Below are 15140 nucleotides of genomic sequence, written 5' to 3' on the forward strand. Positions count from 1 at the left end.
ATGGCGGTCAGCGGATCCCTGCCGCGCTCGGCCGGCCCGCCCGGCGAGGCGCGGGTGTTCTCGGTGCATTGGGCGCTGTTCCTCGCCGTTCTCCTGTCCCTGCTGGTTCTCCTGCCGGGGAGCGTGCTGGCGCAGCCGGCGACGCCGAACGACGAAGTGCGGCTGCGGATCGGCGACATCCTCACCCTGTCGCTGCCGGGCGAACCGGCGTTGAACGGCGAATTCCCGGTCGATCGGCGCGGCCGCGTGGTCCTGCCCGAGGTCGGCGCGGTGGACGTCGCCGGTCGGACGCTCCCCGAGGCCAACACCATCATCCGAAATGCGCTGGCGCGGGCCTACCGCAACATTTCACCGCTCGCGGTGACGCTGAAGGAGCGTCGGCTGTTCATTACCGTCCTCGGCTATGTCGCGAAACCCGGCGAAGTCGATCTGCCCGCCGACTCGACCGTACAGGAAGCCATCTCGGCGGCGGGCGGCCTCATTCAGGGCGCACAGCTCGACAAGTTCCAGGTGCGTCGTGGCAATCGTGTCATCGTCTTCGACTATAAGCGTTATCTCGACACTGGCGATCCGCGCATCCTGCCGACGCTCCAGCCGCTCGACACAATCTTCATCCCCTCTTCGCCGGCGACCGGCAATGTGCTCGTTCCGTTCGACAGCCGCACCTTGTCCGAGCAGGGCGACGGCACCGACAACCCGAATGCGATCAAGGTGTTCGGCGAGGTGAACCGCCCGGGTTCCTTTGCCTACAAGGACGGCATGTCGGTGGTCGACATGATCATGCGGGCCGGTGGTGTCACCCGCTACGCCTCGATCGACCGGATCCGCGTGATCGAAGGCGGCGAGCCCAAAGTGTTCAACATGCGTGGCTTCCTCGATACCGGTGATACCTCTCTTCTGCCGCGGATACAGCCGGGCGCGACGATCTTCGTGCCGAAGGAAGAGGAAGAGATCCGCCGGTCGATCCGGACCGTCTATGTGATCGGCGAGGTCAACCGGCCGGGCGCCTTCGAGGCGCCGCCCGATTCGCGCCTGATCGAGATTCTCGCCAATGCCGGCGGCCCGACGCGCTATGCCGACACGACTCGCATCCGCATCCTCAAGGCCGACGGCGGAACGGAAAACTTCAATCTCTCACGCTTTTCGGAGACGGGTGTGGGCACCTTGCCGGAAATCCTGCCCGGCGATGCCGTCTATGTCCCGGAAAAGATCGAATCGGCGGATCGCCCGTCTTGGCTCAAGATCGCGCCGCAGCGCGCGGTCGAAGTGATCGGCGCCGTTACACGTCCCGGCCGCTACGAATGGTCCGACGAGATGAGCCTGCTCGACCTGATCGGTGAGGCCGGCGGCCCGACCCAGCGCGGCGATCTCGCCCATCTCCAGATCGTCCGCGCCCGCGGCGACGGCAGGGCCATCACCCTCGATCTCGCGACCTTCCTGTCCGAAGGCGGTTCGATCTCTGACCTGCCGAAGATCCAGGCGGGCGACGTGGTGCGGATCCCCGAGCTGCCCTCCTCGCCGATCGACAATAAGGGCAACTGGGTCACGCTGCCGAAGGAGGACGTGATCTACATCATGGGCCAGGTCTCCATCCCCGGCCGGTACGCCTTCAACAAGAACATGACCTTCCTCGACATTCTGACCGCGGCGAACGGCCCGACCCAGAGCGCGGACCTGCGCAATGTCCGGATTTCCCACCGCGGCCTGTCGGGCTCGAAGGTCACCCAGGTCAATCTCGCGCAATATTTCGCCACCGGCGACGAGACCCTCCTGCCGAAAGTGCGCAACGGCGATGTCATCTTCGTCCCGGACCGGCAGAACAAGGACTGGTTCGAGGATCCGAAGGAGAACACGGTCCGCGTGCTCGGCTCCGTGGCGAAGCCCGGGCGCTATCGCTTCGTGAACGATATGACCCTCCTCGATTTGCTTGCCGAAGCCGGTGGCCCGACGGCGGACGCCTACCAGCAGAAGATTGTGGTGGTGAATCTCGGCTGCTGCCGCGAACAGGCCCGTCTGTTCAATTTGGTGGAGTTCGCGCGCACGGGCGACATCACCAAGCTTCCCGTGGTACAAGCCGGGGATACGGTCTACATACCCAATGCCAGCCAGAGCGACTGGAAGGTCTTCACGGACGCGATGCAGAACATCCTGCCGATCATCGCCCTCATCGCCGCGTTCGGCGGCTGACCCGAGCCGCCGGAGGACGCGTGTCATGTGGGGCAGGGGCCTTCGCGAAGTCGAATCGGTCTATCTCGCGACCTTCGGCCAGGGCGCGCGGGTGGTCGGGGTCACGAGCGTGCGCAGCGGGAGCGGGGTTTCGGTCCTGTCCGCGGCGCTGGCCGAGCGGTCCCAGCGTCAGACCCGCACGCTCTTCGTCGGTCTCTCCGACCCGACCGCCGCAGTGCCGGCCCAGGCGAGCGTCTGGCTGCCGACCGACGACGATGTCGAGGAATATGTCGCCACAGATCCGCGCGGCTTCGATTCGTTGGTCGCGCTTCCCAATCCCGAGCAGAGCTTCGCGTTCCGCAACGCGGTGGCGATCCGGACCATGTTCGACCGCCTGCTCGAGACCTACGGCGCCATCGTGGTCGATCTCGCCGCGGTCGAACCGCGCGAGCGCGTGGCGGTGCCGGTGACGACCATCGCCTCCGCCTGCGAGAGCGTAGTGGTTGTGTGCCTCGCGGGACGCGACACCCGGACTTCACTCAGCCGTGCGGCCGCCGCTTTACGTCAGGCGAATGCGCCGCTCCAGGGCATCGTCATCAACGACCGGTTCAATCAGACGGTCGGCGACGAGATGATCGACGAAGTCTCCCGGTTTCAGAACATCGCGCCCGGCCTGGTCGACCGCTTCATCGGGCTGATCCAGCGCACGCGCGTCCTCAACACCAAGATTTGACCGTTCGCCCTTCGCCCCGTCAGGCGGCGTGAGCGACCGGTTCGATGCGCGGAATTCGGGCAATCACCGGAACGCCGAGCACGCGCGCAAAATCCTGCGGCCGACGCAGGCGGGTATCGAGCAGTTCAGCCGCTCCGGCCAGCGCGCCGCCTAAGGCGAAGCCCGCAAAGATGCCCGCGAGGATGTAGAGGAAATAGCCGGGCGTCACCTTCTGCGCCGGATTGGACGGCGGCTCGAGCGTCTTGACGCGCTCGGGCGCTTCGAACTGGCCGAGCGCACCGGTGATGCGCGCCATTTCGTAGCGTTTTGCCAGAGCATCATAATTCTCGCGGGTGCTGGTCACCGCCCGCTCCAGCATCTGTTGCTGCTGTTCGATCGGGCCGAAGGCGGCGATATCGCGCTGGAGCATCACCGAGGCGGCCTTGAGCTGCTCGACCTCCTTTTCCAGGCCCACGCGCTTCGCCTGGGCCTCTTGCAGCTTCTGGAGCTGCGAGACCAAGAGCGGCGCGGTGCGGGTCTCGTCACCCTGGCCGTTGGTCTGGGTGACGCCGGCGGCGAGGTTCCAAAGCCGGTCGAGATCGACGTTCTGAATGTCCCGCGCCGAGCTCAGAAGATGCTGGCGCTCCTCCTCCAGCCGGGCGAGTTTGCGTTCTGCCGCCTGGACTTCGGAATGCTGGTCGGTATAGCGCGCGCGCAGCGAGGCGAGGTCGGCCGAGACTTGGACGATGCCCTCTTCGATCCGGCCGATCAGGGGATTGGTGGTTGCGAGCCGGCGGCGCAGATCTTCGAGCGTGGCGCTCGCGGTCCCGAGATCCATCTCCTTGGTCTCGATCTGCTGCTCCAATTGGGCGAGGCGTTGGACCGTGCTGTTGTAGAGCGCCGGCAGCTTGTCGGCGTTTGCGGTCTTGAACTGCGTGTAGGCGCGCTCGGCTGCGTCGAGAGCCTGCCGGCGCTCGTTCATCTGGCCTTTGAGAAAGCGCTCGCTATCTTCGACGGCTGTGCGCTCGGGCGAGACGAGCCGCTCGATGAAGCGCTTGGAGAGGGCTTCGAGGGTGATCGAGGGGGAGACCGGGTCCAGCGCGCGCAGGCGCATCTCGATGACGTCGGTCCCGACGAGCTGGATGTTCACCGCCGAGGACAGCGAGCGCACCAGGGTCTCCCGCTCGCGCGGGTCGGTGTTTGGGCCGATCCGCCCCAAATCCTCCAGCACGCGTCCCAGCACCACTTCCGAATGGGCGAGCGCGATGAGCGCGGACATGCGCTCCTTCAGGTTCGGATTCACCGCGATGTCGTTGAGGATCGGGTTCAGCTTGGACGGCTCCTGAACCAGCAGCGTCATCCGGGTTTCGTAGCGCTGCGGGGCGAGCGTCGCGGCAATGAAGGCCAGAGGCGGCAGAAGAAGGATCGGAACGAAGGCGAGGAAACGCCGCCGCCACGCCACCTGTGCCAGGTAGGCGAACGTTTCCGACGTCGATTCGAACATTGCGACCATCAGCTTCTCGGGCCCACCAGGATCCTTACGGTGTCGGGAGGAAATGCCGGATCGTAGACCTGGCTGATCTTCCACCCCTCGGGAAGCAGAGACCTTATATTGCGCGCGCGGCGATTTGCCAGCAGCGCCTGATCAAATGCGGTTGTTCCGGGTCCGGGCCCGGCAAGTATCGTTACTTCTGTCTTAGCTGCGAGCCGCGCCGATTTCAGCTTTTTGGCCAAGGCATCGGCCGCCGTCGCGGGTGGGGTGTCCTCGTGGCCGTCATAGGTTATCTCGAAGAAGGGTTTCGGCTCTGCCGGAGGCTTGGGCTCGGCAGACGGCTTGGGCGCGGCGGCAGACGGCGGGGGGACCGCACCCGGTGCTGCCGCGGTCCTGACCCCGTCCGCATGCGCCGCGATCGCGCCGGTCGACGTGGGATCGGCCGGCGAAGCGGCGCCGACCTGGCCCGGCGTTCCGTCCTGGTTTGCGCCCCGCGCCCGCGCCAGAATCTCGTCCACCGAGACGCTGCCCCCACCGCCCTTGACGCCGAGCAACTGGTCCTCGGCCATGACCGAGGCGCGCACGTCCGGCGGAATCAAGGCCGAGGGATCGGACGTGGTCGCGCAGCCGCCCAGCGCGAGGCACACGAGCGCCGCTATAGCTCTGAAAAATGCTCGCTGTTCGGACATGTCGATCTCCTGCGCGCGCAGGCGGGGCACGGAGAAGGTGCGAATCACCGGGATAGAGTAGAGCCCGGCGGGCTGTGAGGGAAATGACCCTAGGTTACGCTCTACGCATGTCCGCCGCGGCGATCGGCGGCGCCGGTAGCGCGATGACGCCCAGCCAATAGGCGCAGGCGGCCGTCAAAGGGACGGCGATCGCCCCGCCGACCACCAGGAGACCCGGAGGCAGCATCAGGTAGCAGAGCGCGGTGCTCGCCGTCCCGAAGCCTACGACGATCGCGAGCGGACCGAAGGCGTAGGGCAGCCGCTTATAATATTGCGAGACGACATGAATGACGATCGCCCGCGCGGTCTGTGCGGCCAATGTCGCCGCGATCGCCCCGGCTATGCCGTAAGGCGGGATCAGAAGCCAATAGAGCGCCACCACGATCACCGCGCCGAACGTATTGGTCGCCAGCGGCACGAAGCCATCCTTGCGCAGGAAGCTGCCGAGTTCGAGCAGGCTCGCGGTTTCCTGGATTGCATAGATCAAGGCGATCCAGGGAATGAACAGGATGGCGGGATGATAGGCCGGGGGGGTGAGCAGCCGAATGACCAGCGGCCCGCCGAGCGACACCATCATGGCGCCGAGCAGGGTGATGATCAGGCCGAGCACCACGATGCGCGCGCTTCGTTCCACCCCGTCCGGCTCGAACAGCACGATGAAGCGTTTGGGAAACCACCACATGTGAAACGGCTGGAGCAGGACGGCGGTCATCGCCCCGATCCGTACCGCCACGCCATAAATGGCGAGGTCGTCGGTGCCGACCGCGTCGGCGAGAAACCAGCGATCGAGGCTGCCCAGGGCGAACATGGCGAGTGCCGACAGAAGCAGCGGCCCGGAGAAGATCATCAGCGGACCCCAATCGATGCCGCGCACCCGCACGCCGGTTTCGCGCAGCACCACGACGCCGACCGCGACCCCTTGCAGCACCGAGGCCACCGCGCCGGCGGCGAGCACGCCGGGAAGCCCGAAGCCGAGCACCAGCAGGCTCGCCGAGAGCACCGCGAACACGAGTCCTCGTCCGATTGACAGAAGGAAGAAGGTCCGTGCCTTGGAGCGGATCCGCAGCCAGGTGAGGCCGACGCCCAGGAGACCCTCCATGCTCAGCGTCACGACCAGGAGGCGCACCTCGGTCGCGGTGGGATCGCCGGGCAGCAGGCGGGCGATCTCGCCGGCTGCCGCGAAGCCGACGAGCGTCAGGACGGCCGAGGTCAGAATGGCGACGGCGAAGATGTGGGCGCAGACCTCGCGCCGCTTCTCCCAGGTCTCGGCGGTGCCGACGAACCGGCTCAAGGTGGTCGGCAGAGCGAGGCCGAACACGAGTGCGCCGACATCCGCGAGCGCCATCAGCACTTCGAGGCGACCATATTCCGCCAAAGCCAGGAAATGGGTGTTGACTGGCAGCATGAGCAGGCTGATCGCCCGCCCGGCGACCAGCCCGAAGGCATAATAGAGGCTCTCCCGCAGGGCCGGCATGGCCCGGAGCGCCTCGAGGCGGGTTCTGACTAAAGACAGCATGCGTGGGGTGACGTCGCTCCGTCGGCGCCGGGCCATGGTGCCGGACGATTGCGCTTATGCCCTTGAAAAGGCGCGGAGGGAAAGGGATACATGCCGGGAGGGGCGCGGCATGAAGCTCGACGTCATTTTGGCCACGTACAACCGCGCCGACATCCTGCGCGGCGCGCTCGAAAGCTTCGCCGTGGCGGCGCGTCCGTTCGGCGCGCGCGTCCGCCTCGTCGTGGTCGACAACAATTCGACGGACCATACCGCTGCGGTCGTGGCCGAGTTTCGGTCGAGATGGCCCGGAGCCTGCCTTGCCCTGTTCGAGCCGAAGCAGGGCAAGCACCATGCGCTCAATTGCGCGATGGCGCGGATCAAGGCCGATCTCGTCGGGCAGTTCGACGATGACGAGCGGCTGGCGCCGGATTGGGTCGAGGTCATCTTCGCCAATATGGCCGATCCGGCCACCGATTTTATCGGCGGGCCGGTGGTGCCGGAATGGGACGTGACGCCGCCGGACTGGCTGCCGCGCGCCGGCTATGGCGGCGTTTTGGGGCTGGTAGACAACGGGCCGGTTCGGCGCCGCTATGGCGAGCCGGGATTTCCGGCGATGCTCACGGGCGCGAACTTCGCCATGCGCCGAGTGGTGCTCGCCGCCTGCGGTCCCTATCGCGACGGCGATCTCTATGCCGAGGACCGCTATATGTGGAACCAGTTGATGCGGCTCGGGGCGCAAGGCTGGTGGGTGCCCGAGCTGGCGGTGCGGGCGAAGGTGCCGGCAAAGCGCTTGACCAAGGCCTATTACCGGCGCTGGGCGTTCCAGGAGGGGCGCACGCTCGGCAAGGAGACCCGCCAGGCGGGCGGCACTCTTCTCGGCGCGCCGCGCTGGCTGTGGGGAGAGGCGCTGCGCAACGCCGCGACCAGCTTCGCGGGCCTCGTGCGCCCGATGGAGCCGAGCCGGCGCTTTTTGGCCGAGATCGAGCTGCGCAAATTCGCGGGCTATTATATCGCCCGCAACCTGCCCTTCATCCGCGACACCTATTACAGCCGGGCATGACCGGGGTGGGGTCGACCCAGGCAGGTCCCCCGCCCCGGCGGCGGACGCGGGGTCTTCCGGCCGTCGTCACCAGACGCGCCAGTCGCGGAAAGAGCCAAGCGGCCGTCAGAAATTCTCCAGCAGCCGCTCGATATAATCGAGTTCGAGCTGCGGCCGGTTCACCTGTTCGAGGCGGCGGCGCAATTCCTCGAGAACCTGACGCGCGCGCTGCACATCGACTTCCTCGGGAACCTTGACGGAATAGTCGTCGCCATAATCCTGGCTGCGCAGGGGGCGGCCGAGTGGATCGGTGCGCTGGGCCTGCTCGCCGGATGGGCCACCGGGGCCCGGTCCCTCACCATTGCCCGGCTGCTGGCCTTCAGCGAGGGCCTGGGCGCCTTGCCGCAGGGCCTGGAGCGCGCGCCCCTGGGCGTCCAGCGCGCCTTGGCCGTTGCCGCTGCCGAGCGCCCCCTCGGCGTCGCGCATCGCCTGCTCGGCGCGGCCGAACGCCTGGCCGGCACGGCCGGCGGGCCCCTCACCGCCTTCCCCTTCGCCACCTTCCCCTTGCTGTCCCTGCTGTCCCTGACCCTGTCCGGGCTGCATCCGGCGGAGCTGGTCGAGCATCTCGCCGAGCCGGCGGCGCAATTCGCCTTGGCCCTGCTGGAGGTCGCCCATCTCGCCGTTTTCACCTTGCTGGCCCTGCTGTCCGCGTTGTCCCTGCTGCCCCTGGCGATACGTGCGGTCGCGCAGCCGCTGCTGCTCCTGGATCATATCGCCGAGTTCGCTCTGCTGCCCCTGCTGGCCACCTGCCTGGCGGTTTCCGGGGCGCATATTCTCCATCATGGCCTGCATCTCGTCCAAGAGCTGGCGCGCCGCGTCGCGGGCGCCGGAGCGGGCGAGATTTTCGATCCGGTCCATCATGCGCTGCAGGTCTTGGGGGCGCATGACGCGGGTGTTGGGATCGAGCGGGCGGGCATCGGTTCCGCTGTCGCGCTGCGCCTCCTGGGCGAGCTGGCGCATCATCTTGTCCATGGCCGCGCGCAGATCCTGCATCAGGCGGCGGATCTCTTCGTCGCTGGCGCCCCGGTCGAGCGCCTCGCGAAGGGCGTCCTGGGCGGCTCTCAATTCGCGCTGCGCGTCGGAGAGGTCGCCGTCCTCGATGGCGAGCGCCATCTCCCAGAGATAGTCGACGACCCCGCGCAGATCGTCTTCCGACCGCGCATTGTGGAGCCGCCAATAGGCGGTCCGGAGGCCGAGATATTCTCCCGGCTCGATGCCGAATTTGGCGGGCGCCAAGGTCAAAGCGGAGAGGACGGTTTCAACCTGCCGCCGCGCGGCGACATCGAGGGCGAGGCGGCGCCGCTCTTCGATCAAAGCGCGCGCCAGAGGTTTGGTGAAGGTGCGGGCGGGAAGGCGGAAGGTCTTGGTCTCGCTCGTCGCCGCGTTGCCGGCCTCGTCGCGCGCCGTGAGCGTGATCGCTACCTGCGCGCCGGCCCAGGGGTGGGTGACAAGATCGCGGGTGGTCTGCGTCCCCGATTTCGATCCGGCGGCGGGCACGGGCAGCGCGAAATCGGGCGGGGCCACCAAAGGCTGCGCCGCTTTCGGGGCGGGAGCGCCGGGACGCGGGAAAAGCGGCTTTTCCGGTGGCGCGGCGGCAAATCCCGCTTTGCCTTCCGTCGCGCCGTAATCGTCCTCGATCCGATAGGTGAGGACGAGGGTGTTGCGTTGGCCGCTCTGCGGGTCTCGGACGAAGGAAATGACCGGCGCGTGGTCCGGAATTGCGGAGAAGCGCCAGGTCACGGCGCGTTGATCCGGACCGATGAAAGAGGCGCTCCCGGCGTTCGTGATGGTGAAGCGACGTTCCCCGGCCTCGGCGGCCGGGCGCGCGGGCGGTCCGGGTTTCGCCTCCGCCTGCGCTGTTTCCTGTGTGGGCCTCAATTCAGCGATGCCGCCTTCCGTCTTCAGCCCCGAACCATCGAGCCCCACGGTGCGCACGACCAGGGTACTTCCCGCTGGCACAGAGAGGGCGGTCGCCTGCATCTGGGTCGGATCATCCGAGCGCAGGCCGGGCAGCACGACCGGCGGTCGCCCAGTATAAGCCGGCGGATCGATCCAGGCATCAAGCCGGTAGGCCTTGGGCGTGACCGCACCGCGCCAGTCGAAGGCGGAACTCACCCGGCCGACACGGTCGCCGCTCGCCAGCACGAAGGTTGCGACGATCGCCAGCAGGGCCAGCGCCCGTAAGGCGCGCGGATCGCGTGCCGCGAGTTTCGGCGCGGGGAGGCCGGCCTTCAGGCTTCGGGCTGCGGCGAGGGTCCGCGCCATATGCGCCCGCCACAGCGCGGCCCCGACCGGGTCGTCCGGACGGGTGGCGAGCCCGTCGGCGATCGCCGTCGCTGGACGGTGGGCGAGATGGCTTCGGCGGTCGAGATGCGCCAGCGCTTCGGCGCGGGACGGGATGCGCACTTTTGCCAGGGGCCAAAGACTGGCGAGGAGCAGAGCGCCGAACAGGCCGACGCCCAGCATGCGCCCCAGAGGCGGCAGATGCAGCCAGAGTCCCGCCCAGGAAACGGTCAGGAAGGCGCCGACAGCGACGGCCACGAGCGCGAGCGGCGGCCAGAGCCGCTCCCAGAGGATCACCGCGCGCGCGCGGCCCACCACGCGATCCAATGAGACCGTTGCATCTTCCGCCGCGTCGCGCGGCCGCTTCAAGTCCGGTGTGGCGGTCACACGCCCTCCGAGCAAATCCAGAGAGGCAGCTTAACACGGCTTTCCCCCGCCGCCAGTGCGAGCATGGTGGCGGCGGCTCACGTCTTGGTCAGGAGGCGGGTCCGACTGTCAGGTGAGCTTGGCCACCGGAGCCCACGCCTCTTCCGGCTCCTCTGGCGCGTCCTGCATCTGAGCCAGAGGAATCCCCAGCACATAGCCCTTCTGGCGGGTATCGTATTTCAGACTGTGCCACGGCACCGGCTGGTGTTCCCCGCCCATGCCGAGGATGCTGCCGATCGCAAGGATCGCGGACGAAATCTGTCCGGTCTGCTTCTCGATCATCAGATCGTGAACGATGCCGACATGCTCGCCTTCGGTGTTGTAGACGTCGGCGCCCTGCACCTTGCCTGCGGAAATCAAGACGGCGGTTTCGTCCTCGTGCGCCATGGGTGTCCTCCTGTGGTCCACAGGTCAACGGATCGGGGAGGGGTGGGTTCCAGGGGAAGCGCGGGGCGTCAGCCGCGCCGCCGGAGGATCTTGAGCCGCCCCAGCAGTTCCGCCACCGCTTCGGGCGGCAGGAGCGCGATCTCGCGGGCCAGAAGATTGGCGAGCTCGGTCGCCTCCGGCGTGAGCCCGGCCGTATCGACAACGATGCGCGGATGCGACAGTTCGGCGAGGCGCTGGAGGTCCTCGGCCTCGTCCCAGATGATGTTGAAATACGCGATAATGCGCTGCACCAGCGCCCAGGTGGGGCGGCCCCGCCGGCCGGTCTCCAAGGCTGAGAGATAGGTCGGCGTGACGCCGATCGCGCCCGCCATCTCGGTGAGCGTGACGCCGCGCGCGGCCCGCAGATCGCGCATGCGCCGGCCGAACGGCGTCACCCCCGATCCTCCGCGCCGCGCCGACGGCGGATGCGGACGTAGAGCGCACCGTCGCCCCCGTGTCGCCGGCTTGCGGTCTCGAAGCCGACCACGTAGGGCCGCAGGCTCGGATCGGCCAGCCAGAGCGGCACGGTTCGGCGCAGAATGCCGCGTTCGGACAGCCCCACCAGTCGCATTGCGCCGTCGCCTTTCCCAGTGATGACCAGGATGACGCTATGGCCGAGTGCCTGGGCCTCGACGACGAAGAGGTGCAGCCGACGGTGCGCGGCCGCCTGCGTCAGTCCGTGGAGATCGAGCCGCGCATCGACCTCCGCGCCCCGCGACAGGCTGCGCCGCACCCGGGGCTCAAGCGCGGCGAGAGGCGGCGGAGCGGGCCGCGGCGCGGCGCGCGGTCGCGGCGCGGGCGAGCCGGGGGCCGGATCGTCCGCGACCGTTTCGGCAGCCGCCGGCGCCGCCTCCACCAGAATGGCATCGCGCGGGCGCAGCGGCTGGACCGAGCGGGCGACGTGTTGCCACAGCGCCCGCTCCTCCGGATCGAGGGTGCGCAGGCGGCGGCGGCGGCTCATGGCGCAGCGTCCGCCTGGAAGCGGGGAGCCAGCAGCGTGAAGGCGCCGGGATGGCGGATCCGCCCCGCGACCGCGCCCGGTTCCGTGCCGGCGCCGAAGAACAGGTCCGCGCGCGCCGGGCCCACGATCGCCGAGCCGGTATCCTGGGCGATCATCAAATGGCGGAACGGGGACAGCGCGTCCGGGCCCGCCAAAGGGAGATCGGCGGCGATAAAGATCGGCGCGCCATAGGTGTGGAGGGCGCGGTCGACCGCGATCGACCGGCCGGGGGTCAGAGGCACGCCTTGCGCGCCCAGGGCGCCGGCCCCATGGGCGAGCGGCACGGCCTTGAAGAAGACGAACGAACGGTTCTCCCGCATCAGCGCGCGCCCGGCCGCCGGATCCGCCTCGATGAATTGCCGGATGCGATCCATGCTCATCTCTTCGCGCGGCACCAGGCCGCGCTGGATCAAAAGCCGGCCGACCGGCACATAGGGATAGCCGTTATGGCCGTCATAATTGAGCCTGAGCACCCGTCCGTCGGGCAAGCGGATGCGGGCCGAACCCTGGATCTGCATGAAGAACAGGTCGACGGGGTGGCGCAGCCAGGCGATTTCGAGCCCGCGGCCGGCCAGCGCGCCGTCTTCGATTTCAGCCCGGTCGTAATAAGGCACGAGCGCATCGCCTTGCCGGCGCTGGGCGCCGCCGCGATTGCTGTCCTGGGGTGGAGCGGTCGGGATGAGGTCCGCGGGGCGCCCGTAGATCGGCACGGTGAAGTCCGCGTCGCGGACCGGTGACCCGTCGACCTCAGGCTCGTAATAGCCGGTGAGAAAGCCGGCGGGGGTTCCCTCGGGCACAATCGAATAGGGGCGGAAATTGGCTTCGAAGAACAGCCGGGCGACGCGGGCGGTCGGCGTCGGCGTGCCGAGGGCGCGGGCGGCGGCGCAGGCACGGATGAGACCGGGCACGAGCGCGGGAACCGAGGTCGGGCCGACCTCATCCGGCGTCCGAGCCAGAGCGCGGCAGCTGACGAGGAAGGTGCGGAAGGCTGCGGCCTGATCGTCCTCGCCCCAGCCGGGAAGGTCGTGGAAGCCGATTGGCCGGAGACTGGCGTTCGCCAAAGCGGGAGCCGGCACCGGCACGGCCGCAGATATCGGCGCGGGAAGGAGCGGCGCCGAGAGGCCGAGGACGATCAGGACAGGTCGCAGGCAGCGCATGGCTTCGTCCCCGCAAAGCGGGACATCACGCCGCGGCTTCGGTGGCCACCAGCTTCCAATTGGGATCGCGGGCGCCGAGGTCGCGGGCAAAGGTCCACACGTCCGTCACGTCGGCGACCGTGTCGGGGCTGCCGTCGACGATGTTGCCGTCCCGACCACGCGTCGCGGTGATCAGCTGGGAAACGAAGCGCACCGTCACTTGAGCGGTTCGGCCGCGCACACTGGCATCGACCAGTTCCGCCTTGTCGATCGAGATGAAGCGGGATTCCATCGTCTCACCCCGGCTCTCGCGATCGGTGATGGCGGCGACGAAGCCGTCATAGACGTCCTTCGACAGCAAGTCCTTCAACGCACGCCGGTCGCCATTGGCGAAGGCAAGCACGATCATCTCATAAGCGGCTTTGGCGCCGGTGAGGAAATGCTGGCCGTCGAAATCCGGCTCGGCGACCGCGACCTCGTCCAAGGCGGCAGCCAACGGCGTCCCGGGGGTGGCGACGCCCTCCCATCGGAACCGGGCGGGCTCGGCGTCGGCGGGAAAGGCGGTGCTGTCGTCGCCCGGAACAGTGGATGGGTCTGTCCCCGGGGCGTCGGCATTGCGCTTCGGCAGGGTGACAACCTTGTCCGTCGCCGGCGGCGTCTGCCGCGCGCCGTCGCGGGAATAGGGATCGTAAGGCGGCCGTTCGCGACCGGTGCGCTGGCCCAGCACGCTCCGCAGCCGAATGAAGATGAACACGGCCAGGGCCAGAAAAATGATGGTGTAAATGTCCAGCACTGCGCTTCGCCATGCCTTGGACGGCGCAGCCTACGCCGCATCCGCCTTGATCCAGTATCGAGCCCATCCCGGACGCTGCGACGTCGGTTCGCGCTCCATTCGCGGGCGGACGGATCCGTCCCGAGGTGCGCTCCCGCCCGCATCCGACGCCTGTCCCGGCTGCGCTCTTAGCGTTATGTACGCTGTCCGCGCCCGTTTTCCAGTCCCGCCATGCGCACGTTCGCCGCCTGGACCGCACCTTACGGCACCACGCGCCGCGATGCCACCTCCGCGAGGACTATCCCGACGGGGCTCGGCAGACGCGTTGACCTGACCGATTGCCTCCCTTAGCGTGCATCAAAACGATTTAGATGACGCCGCGGCCCACGCGGCTCTTGGCGGAAACGCCATTCTGGGGAGAAGCGCCATGAAACGTCTGCTTGTCGCAGCGGCCGGGCTCGCCTTGTCCGTCTGCCTGTCTTTCGCTCCGGCCATCGCCGCTTATCCCGAACGTCCCATCACCCTGATCGTCCCTTGGGGCGCTGGCGGCGGGACGGACTCGGTCGCCCGCATGATCGCGTCGCTGCTCGAGCGCGATCTCGGCCAGCCGGTCGCGGTGGTGAACCGCACGGGCGGCCAAGGCGTGGTCGGGCATCAGGCGATCGCCGATGCGACGCCGGACGGATATACGATCGGTCTGCTGACGGTCGAGATCGCGATGATGCACTGGCAGGGCCTGACCAAGCTCGATCCGGCCTCCTACACGCCGCTCGCTTTGGTCAATGAGGATCCCGCCGGCCTCCAGGTCCGCGCCGACGCACCCTATAAGACCGCCAAAGACGTGATCGACGACGTGACCAAGTCGCCCGGCAAATACAAGGCGTCCGGGACCGCACAAGGCGGCATCTGGCATCTCGCCCTCGCCGGCATGCTCACCTCGCTGAAGGTCCAGCCCACGGCGGTGCCGTGGGTGCCGAGCAATGGCGCAGCGCCCGGCCTGCAGGATCTGGTCGCCGGCGGCGTGCAGATCGTCACGTGCTCGCTGCCCGAAGCGCGCGCGCTGATCGAGGCCGGGCGGGTCAAGAGCCTCGCCGTGATGGCCACGGAGCGCTCGAAGCTGATGCCCGACGTGCCGACCCTGAAGGAAGCGACGGGCTCGGACTGGACGATCGGCGCCTGGCGCGGCGTTGCCGGTCCCAAGGGCCTGCCGAAGGAGGTCACCGACCGGCTCATCCCGGCGCTGAAGAAGGCCTATGACAGCAAAGCGTATCAAGACTTTCTGTCGAGCCGCGGCTTCGGGGGCCGGTGGGCGGAAGGGGCAGCCTTCGGGGCCTTCATGACCGAGGCCGACGCTTCGCTCGGAAAGGTGATGAAGGAGGTCGGGCTGGCGAAATAGCCGGCCCGA

General features: G+C 68.1%; 13 protein-coding genes. 4 read left to right on the forward strand and 9 right to left on the reverse strand.

The features are described from left to right. Both EDC64_RS04505 and EDC64_RS04510 read left to right on the forward strand, forming a co-directional pair. Positions 1 to 2187, forward strand: a complete 2187-nt coding sequence (locus EDC64_RS04505; RefSeq protein ID WP_132030070.1) for an SLBB domain-containing protein — start codon at positions 1 to 3, stop codon at positions 2185 to 2187. A gap of 25 nt (positions 2188 to 2212) precedes the next feature. Then, positions 2213 to 2899 (forward strand): P-loop NTPase family protein, encoded by a 687-nt coding sequence (locus tag EDC64_RS04510; protein ID WP_132030071.1) that lies wholly within the window; start codon positions 2213 to 2215, stop codon positions 2897 to 2899. A 19-nt stretch (positions 2900 to 2918) separates the two neighbouring features. Here EDC64_RS04510 and EDC64_RS04515 read toward each other — a convergent pair whose 3' ends face one another. From EDC64_RS04515 to EDC64_RS04525, 3 genes are all read right to left on the reverse strand, one after another. Next, on the reverse strand, positions 2919 to 4391 hold the full coding sequence (locus EDC64_RS04515) for a hypothetical protein (RefSeq protein WP_132030072.1): 1473 nt from the start codon (positions 4389 to 4391) through the stop codon (positions 2919 to 2921). Then, positions 4391 to 5059, reverse strand: coding sequence for a hypothetical protein (locus EDC64_RS04520; protein WP_132030073.1), 669 nt, complete (start codon positions 5057 to 5059; stop codon positions 4391 to 4393). Before EDC64_RS04520 ends, EDC64_RS04515 begins: the two co-directional genes overlap by 1 nt. Positions 5060 to 5153: 94 nt before the next feature. Continuing rightward, positions 5154 to 6572, reverse strand: coding sequence for a lipopolysaccharide biosynthesis protein (locus tag EDC64_RS04525; RefSeq protein ID WP_165933637.1), 1419 nt, complete (start codon positions 6570 to 6572; stop codon positions 5154 to 5156). Positions 6573 to 6723: 151 nt separating this feature from the next. Here EDC64_RS04525 and EDC64_RS04530 point away from each other — a divergent pair, with 151 nt between their 5' ends. Further along, positions 6724 to 7653 (forward strand): glycosyltransferase family 2 protein, encoded by a 930-nt coding sequence (locus tag EDC64_RS04530; RefSeq protein WP_165933638.1) that lies wholly within the window; start codon positions 6724 to 6726, stop codon positions 7651 to 7653. 105 nt (positions 7654 to 7758) lie between these two features. Here the strand turns inward: EDC64_RS04530 and EDC64_RS04535 are convergent, their stop codons facing one another. The 6 genes from EDC64_RS04535 to EDC64_RS04560 all read right to left on the reverse strand — a co-directional run bounded on the left by EDC64_RS04535 (position 7759) and on the right by EDC64_RS04560 (position 13753). Continuing rightward, positions 7759 to 10362 carry a TIGR02302 family protein gene (locus EDC64_RS04535; protein ID WP_132030076.1) on the reverse strand — a complete coding sequence of 868 codons (2604 nt, stop codon included), beginning with the start codon at positions 10360 to 10362 and terminating at the stop codon, positions 7759 to 7761. A gap of 108 nt (positions 10363 to 10470) precedes the next feature. Next, positions 10471 to 10788 carry a PRC-barrel domain-containing protein gene (locus EDC64_RS04540; RefSeq protein WP_132030077.1) on the reverse strand — a complete coding sequence of 106 codons (318 nt, stop codon included), beginning with the start codon at positions 10786 to 10788 and terminating at the stop codon, positions 10471 to 10473. A 68-nt stretch (positions 10789 to 10856) separates the two neighbouring features. Then, positions 10857 to 11222 carry a helix-turn-helix domain-containing protein gene (locus EDC64_RS04545; protein ID WP_132030078.1) on the reverse strand — a complete coding sequence of 122 codons (366 nt, stop codon included), beginning with the start codon at positions 11220 to 11222 and terminating at the stop codon, positions 10857 to 10859. Further along, entirely contained in the window at positions 11219 to 11788 is a 570-nt protein-coding gene (locus EDC64_RS04550; RefSeq protein ID WP_132030079.1) for a Smr/MutS family protein, read from the reverse strand. Before EDC64_RS04550 ends, EDC64_RS04545 begins: the two co-directional genes overlap by 4 nt. Then, a complete protein-coding gene (mltA, locus tag EDC64_RS04555) occupies positions 11785 to 12984 on the reverse strand; it encodes a murein transglycosylase A (protein ID WP_245504536.1) in 1200 nt (399 codons plus the stop codon). The genes EDC64_RS04550 and mltA overlap by 4 nt, the downstream gene beginning before the upstream one ends. Positions 12985 to 13009: 25 nt before the next feature. After that, positions 13010 to 13753: a Tim44/TimA family putative adaptor protein gene (locus EDC64_RS04560; RefSeq protein WP_132030413.1), complete on the reverse strand. Its 744-nt coding sequence runs from the start codon at positions 13751 to 13753 to the stop codon at positions 13010 to 13012. 394 nt (positions 13754 to 14147) lie between these two features. Here EDC64_RS04560 and EDC64_RS04565 point away from each other — a divergent pair, with 394 nt between their 5' ends. Next, positions 14148 to 15131, forward strand: a complete 984-nt coding sequence (locus EDC64_RS04565; RefSeq protein WP_420808948.1) for a tripartite tricarboxylate transporter substrate binding protein — start codon at positions 14148 to 14150, stop codon at positions 15129 to 15131. Positions 15132 to 15140: the final 9 nt, after the last annotated feature.

Source organism: Aquabacter spiritensis (genome assembly GCF_004346185.1).
Lineage (GTDB): Bacteria > Pseudomonadota > Alphaproteobacteria > Rhizobiales > Xanthobacteraceae > Aquabacter > Aquabacter spiritensis.

Coding starts and splice junctions, on each gene's coding strand:
- EDC64_RS04505 (WP_132030070.1), top strand. CDS start 1: ATGGCGGTCAGCGGATCCCTGCCGCGCTCGGCCGGCCCGCCCGGCGAG.
- EDC64_RS04510 (WP_132030071.1), top strand. CDS start 2,213: ATGTGGGGCAGGGGCCTTCGCGAAGTCGAATCGGTCTATCTCGCGACC.
- EDC64_RS04515 (WP_132030072.1), bottom strand. CDS start 4,391: ATGGTCGCAATGTTCGAATCGACGTCGGAAACGTTCGCCTACCTGGCA.
- EDC64_RS04520 (WP_132030073.1), bottom strand. CDS start 5,059: ATGTCCGAACAGCGAGCATTTTTCAGAGCTATAGCGGCGCTCGTGTGC.
- EDC64_RS04525 (WP_165933637.1), bottom strand. CDS start 6,572: ATGCCGGCCCTGCGGGAGAGCCTCTATTATGCCTTCGGGCTGGTCGCC.
- EDC64_RS04530 (WP_165933638.1), top strand. CDS start 6,724: ATGAAGCTCGACGTCATTTTGGCCACGTACAACCGCGCCGACATCCTG.
- EDC64_RS04540 (WP_132030077.1), bottom strand. CDS start 10,788: ATGGCGCACGAGGACGAAACCGCCGTCTTGATTTCCGCAGGCAAGGTG.
- EDC64_RS04550 (WP_132030079.1), bottom strand. CDS start 11,788: ATGAGCCGCCGCCGCCGCCTGCGCACCCTCGATCCGGAGGAGCGGGCG.
- mltA (WP_245504536.1), bottom strand. CDS start 12,984: ATGCGCTGCCTGCGACCTGTCCTGATCGTCCTCGGCCTCTCGGCGCCG.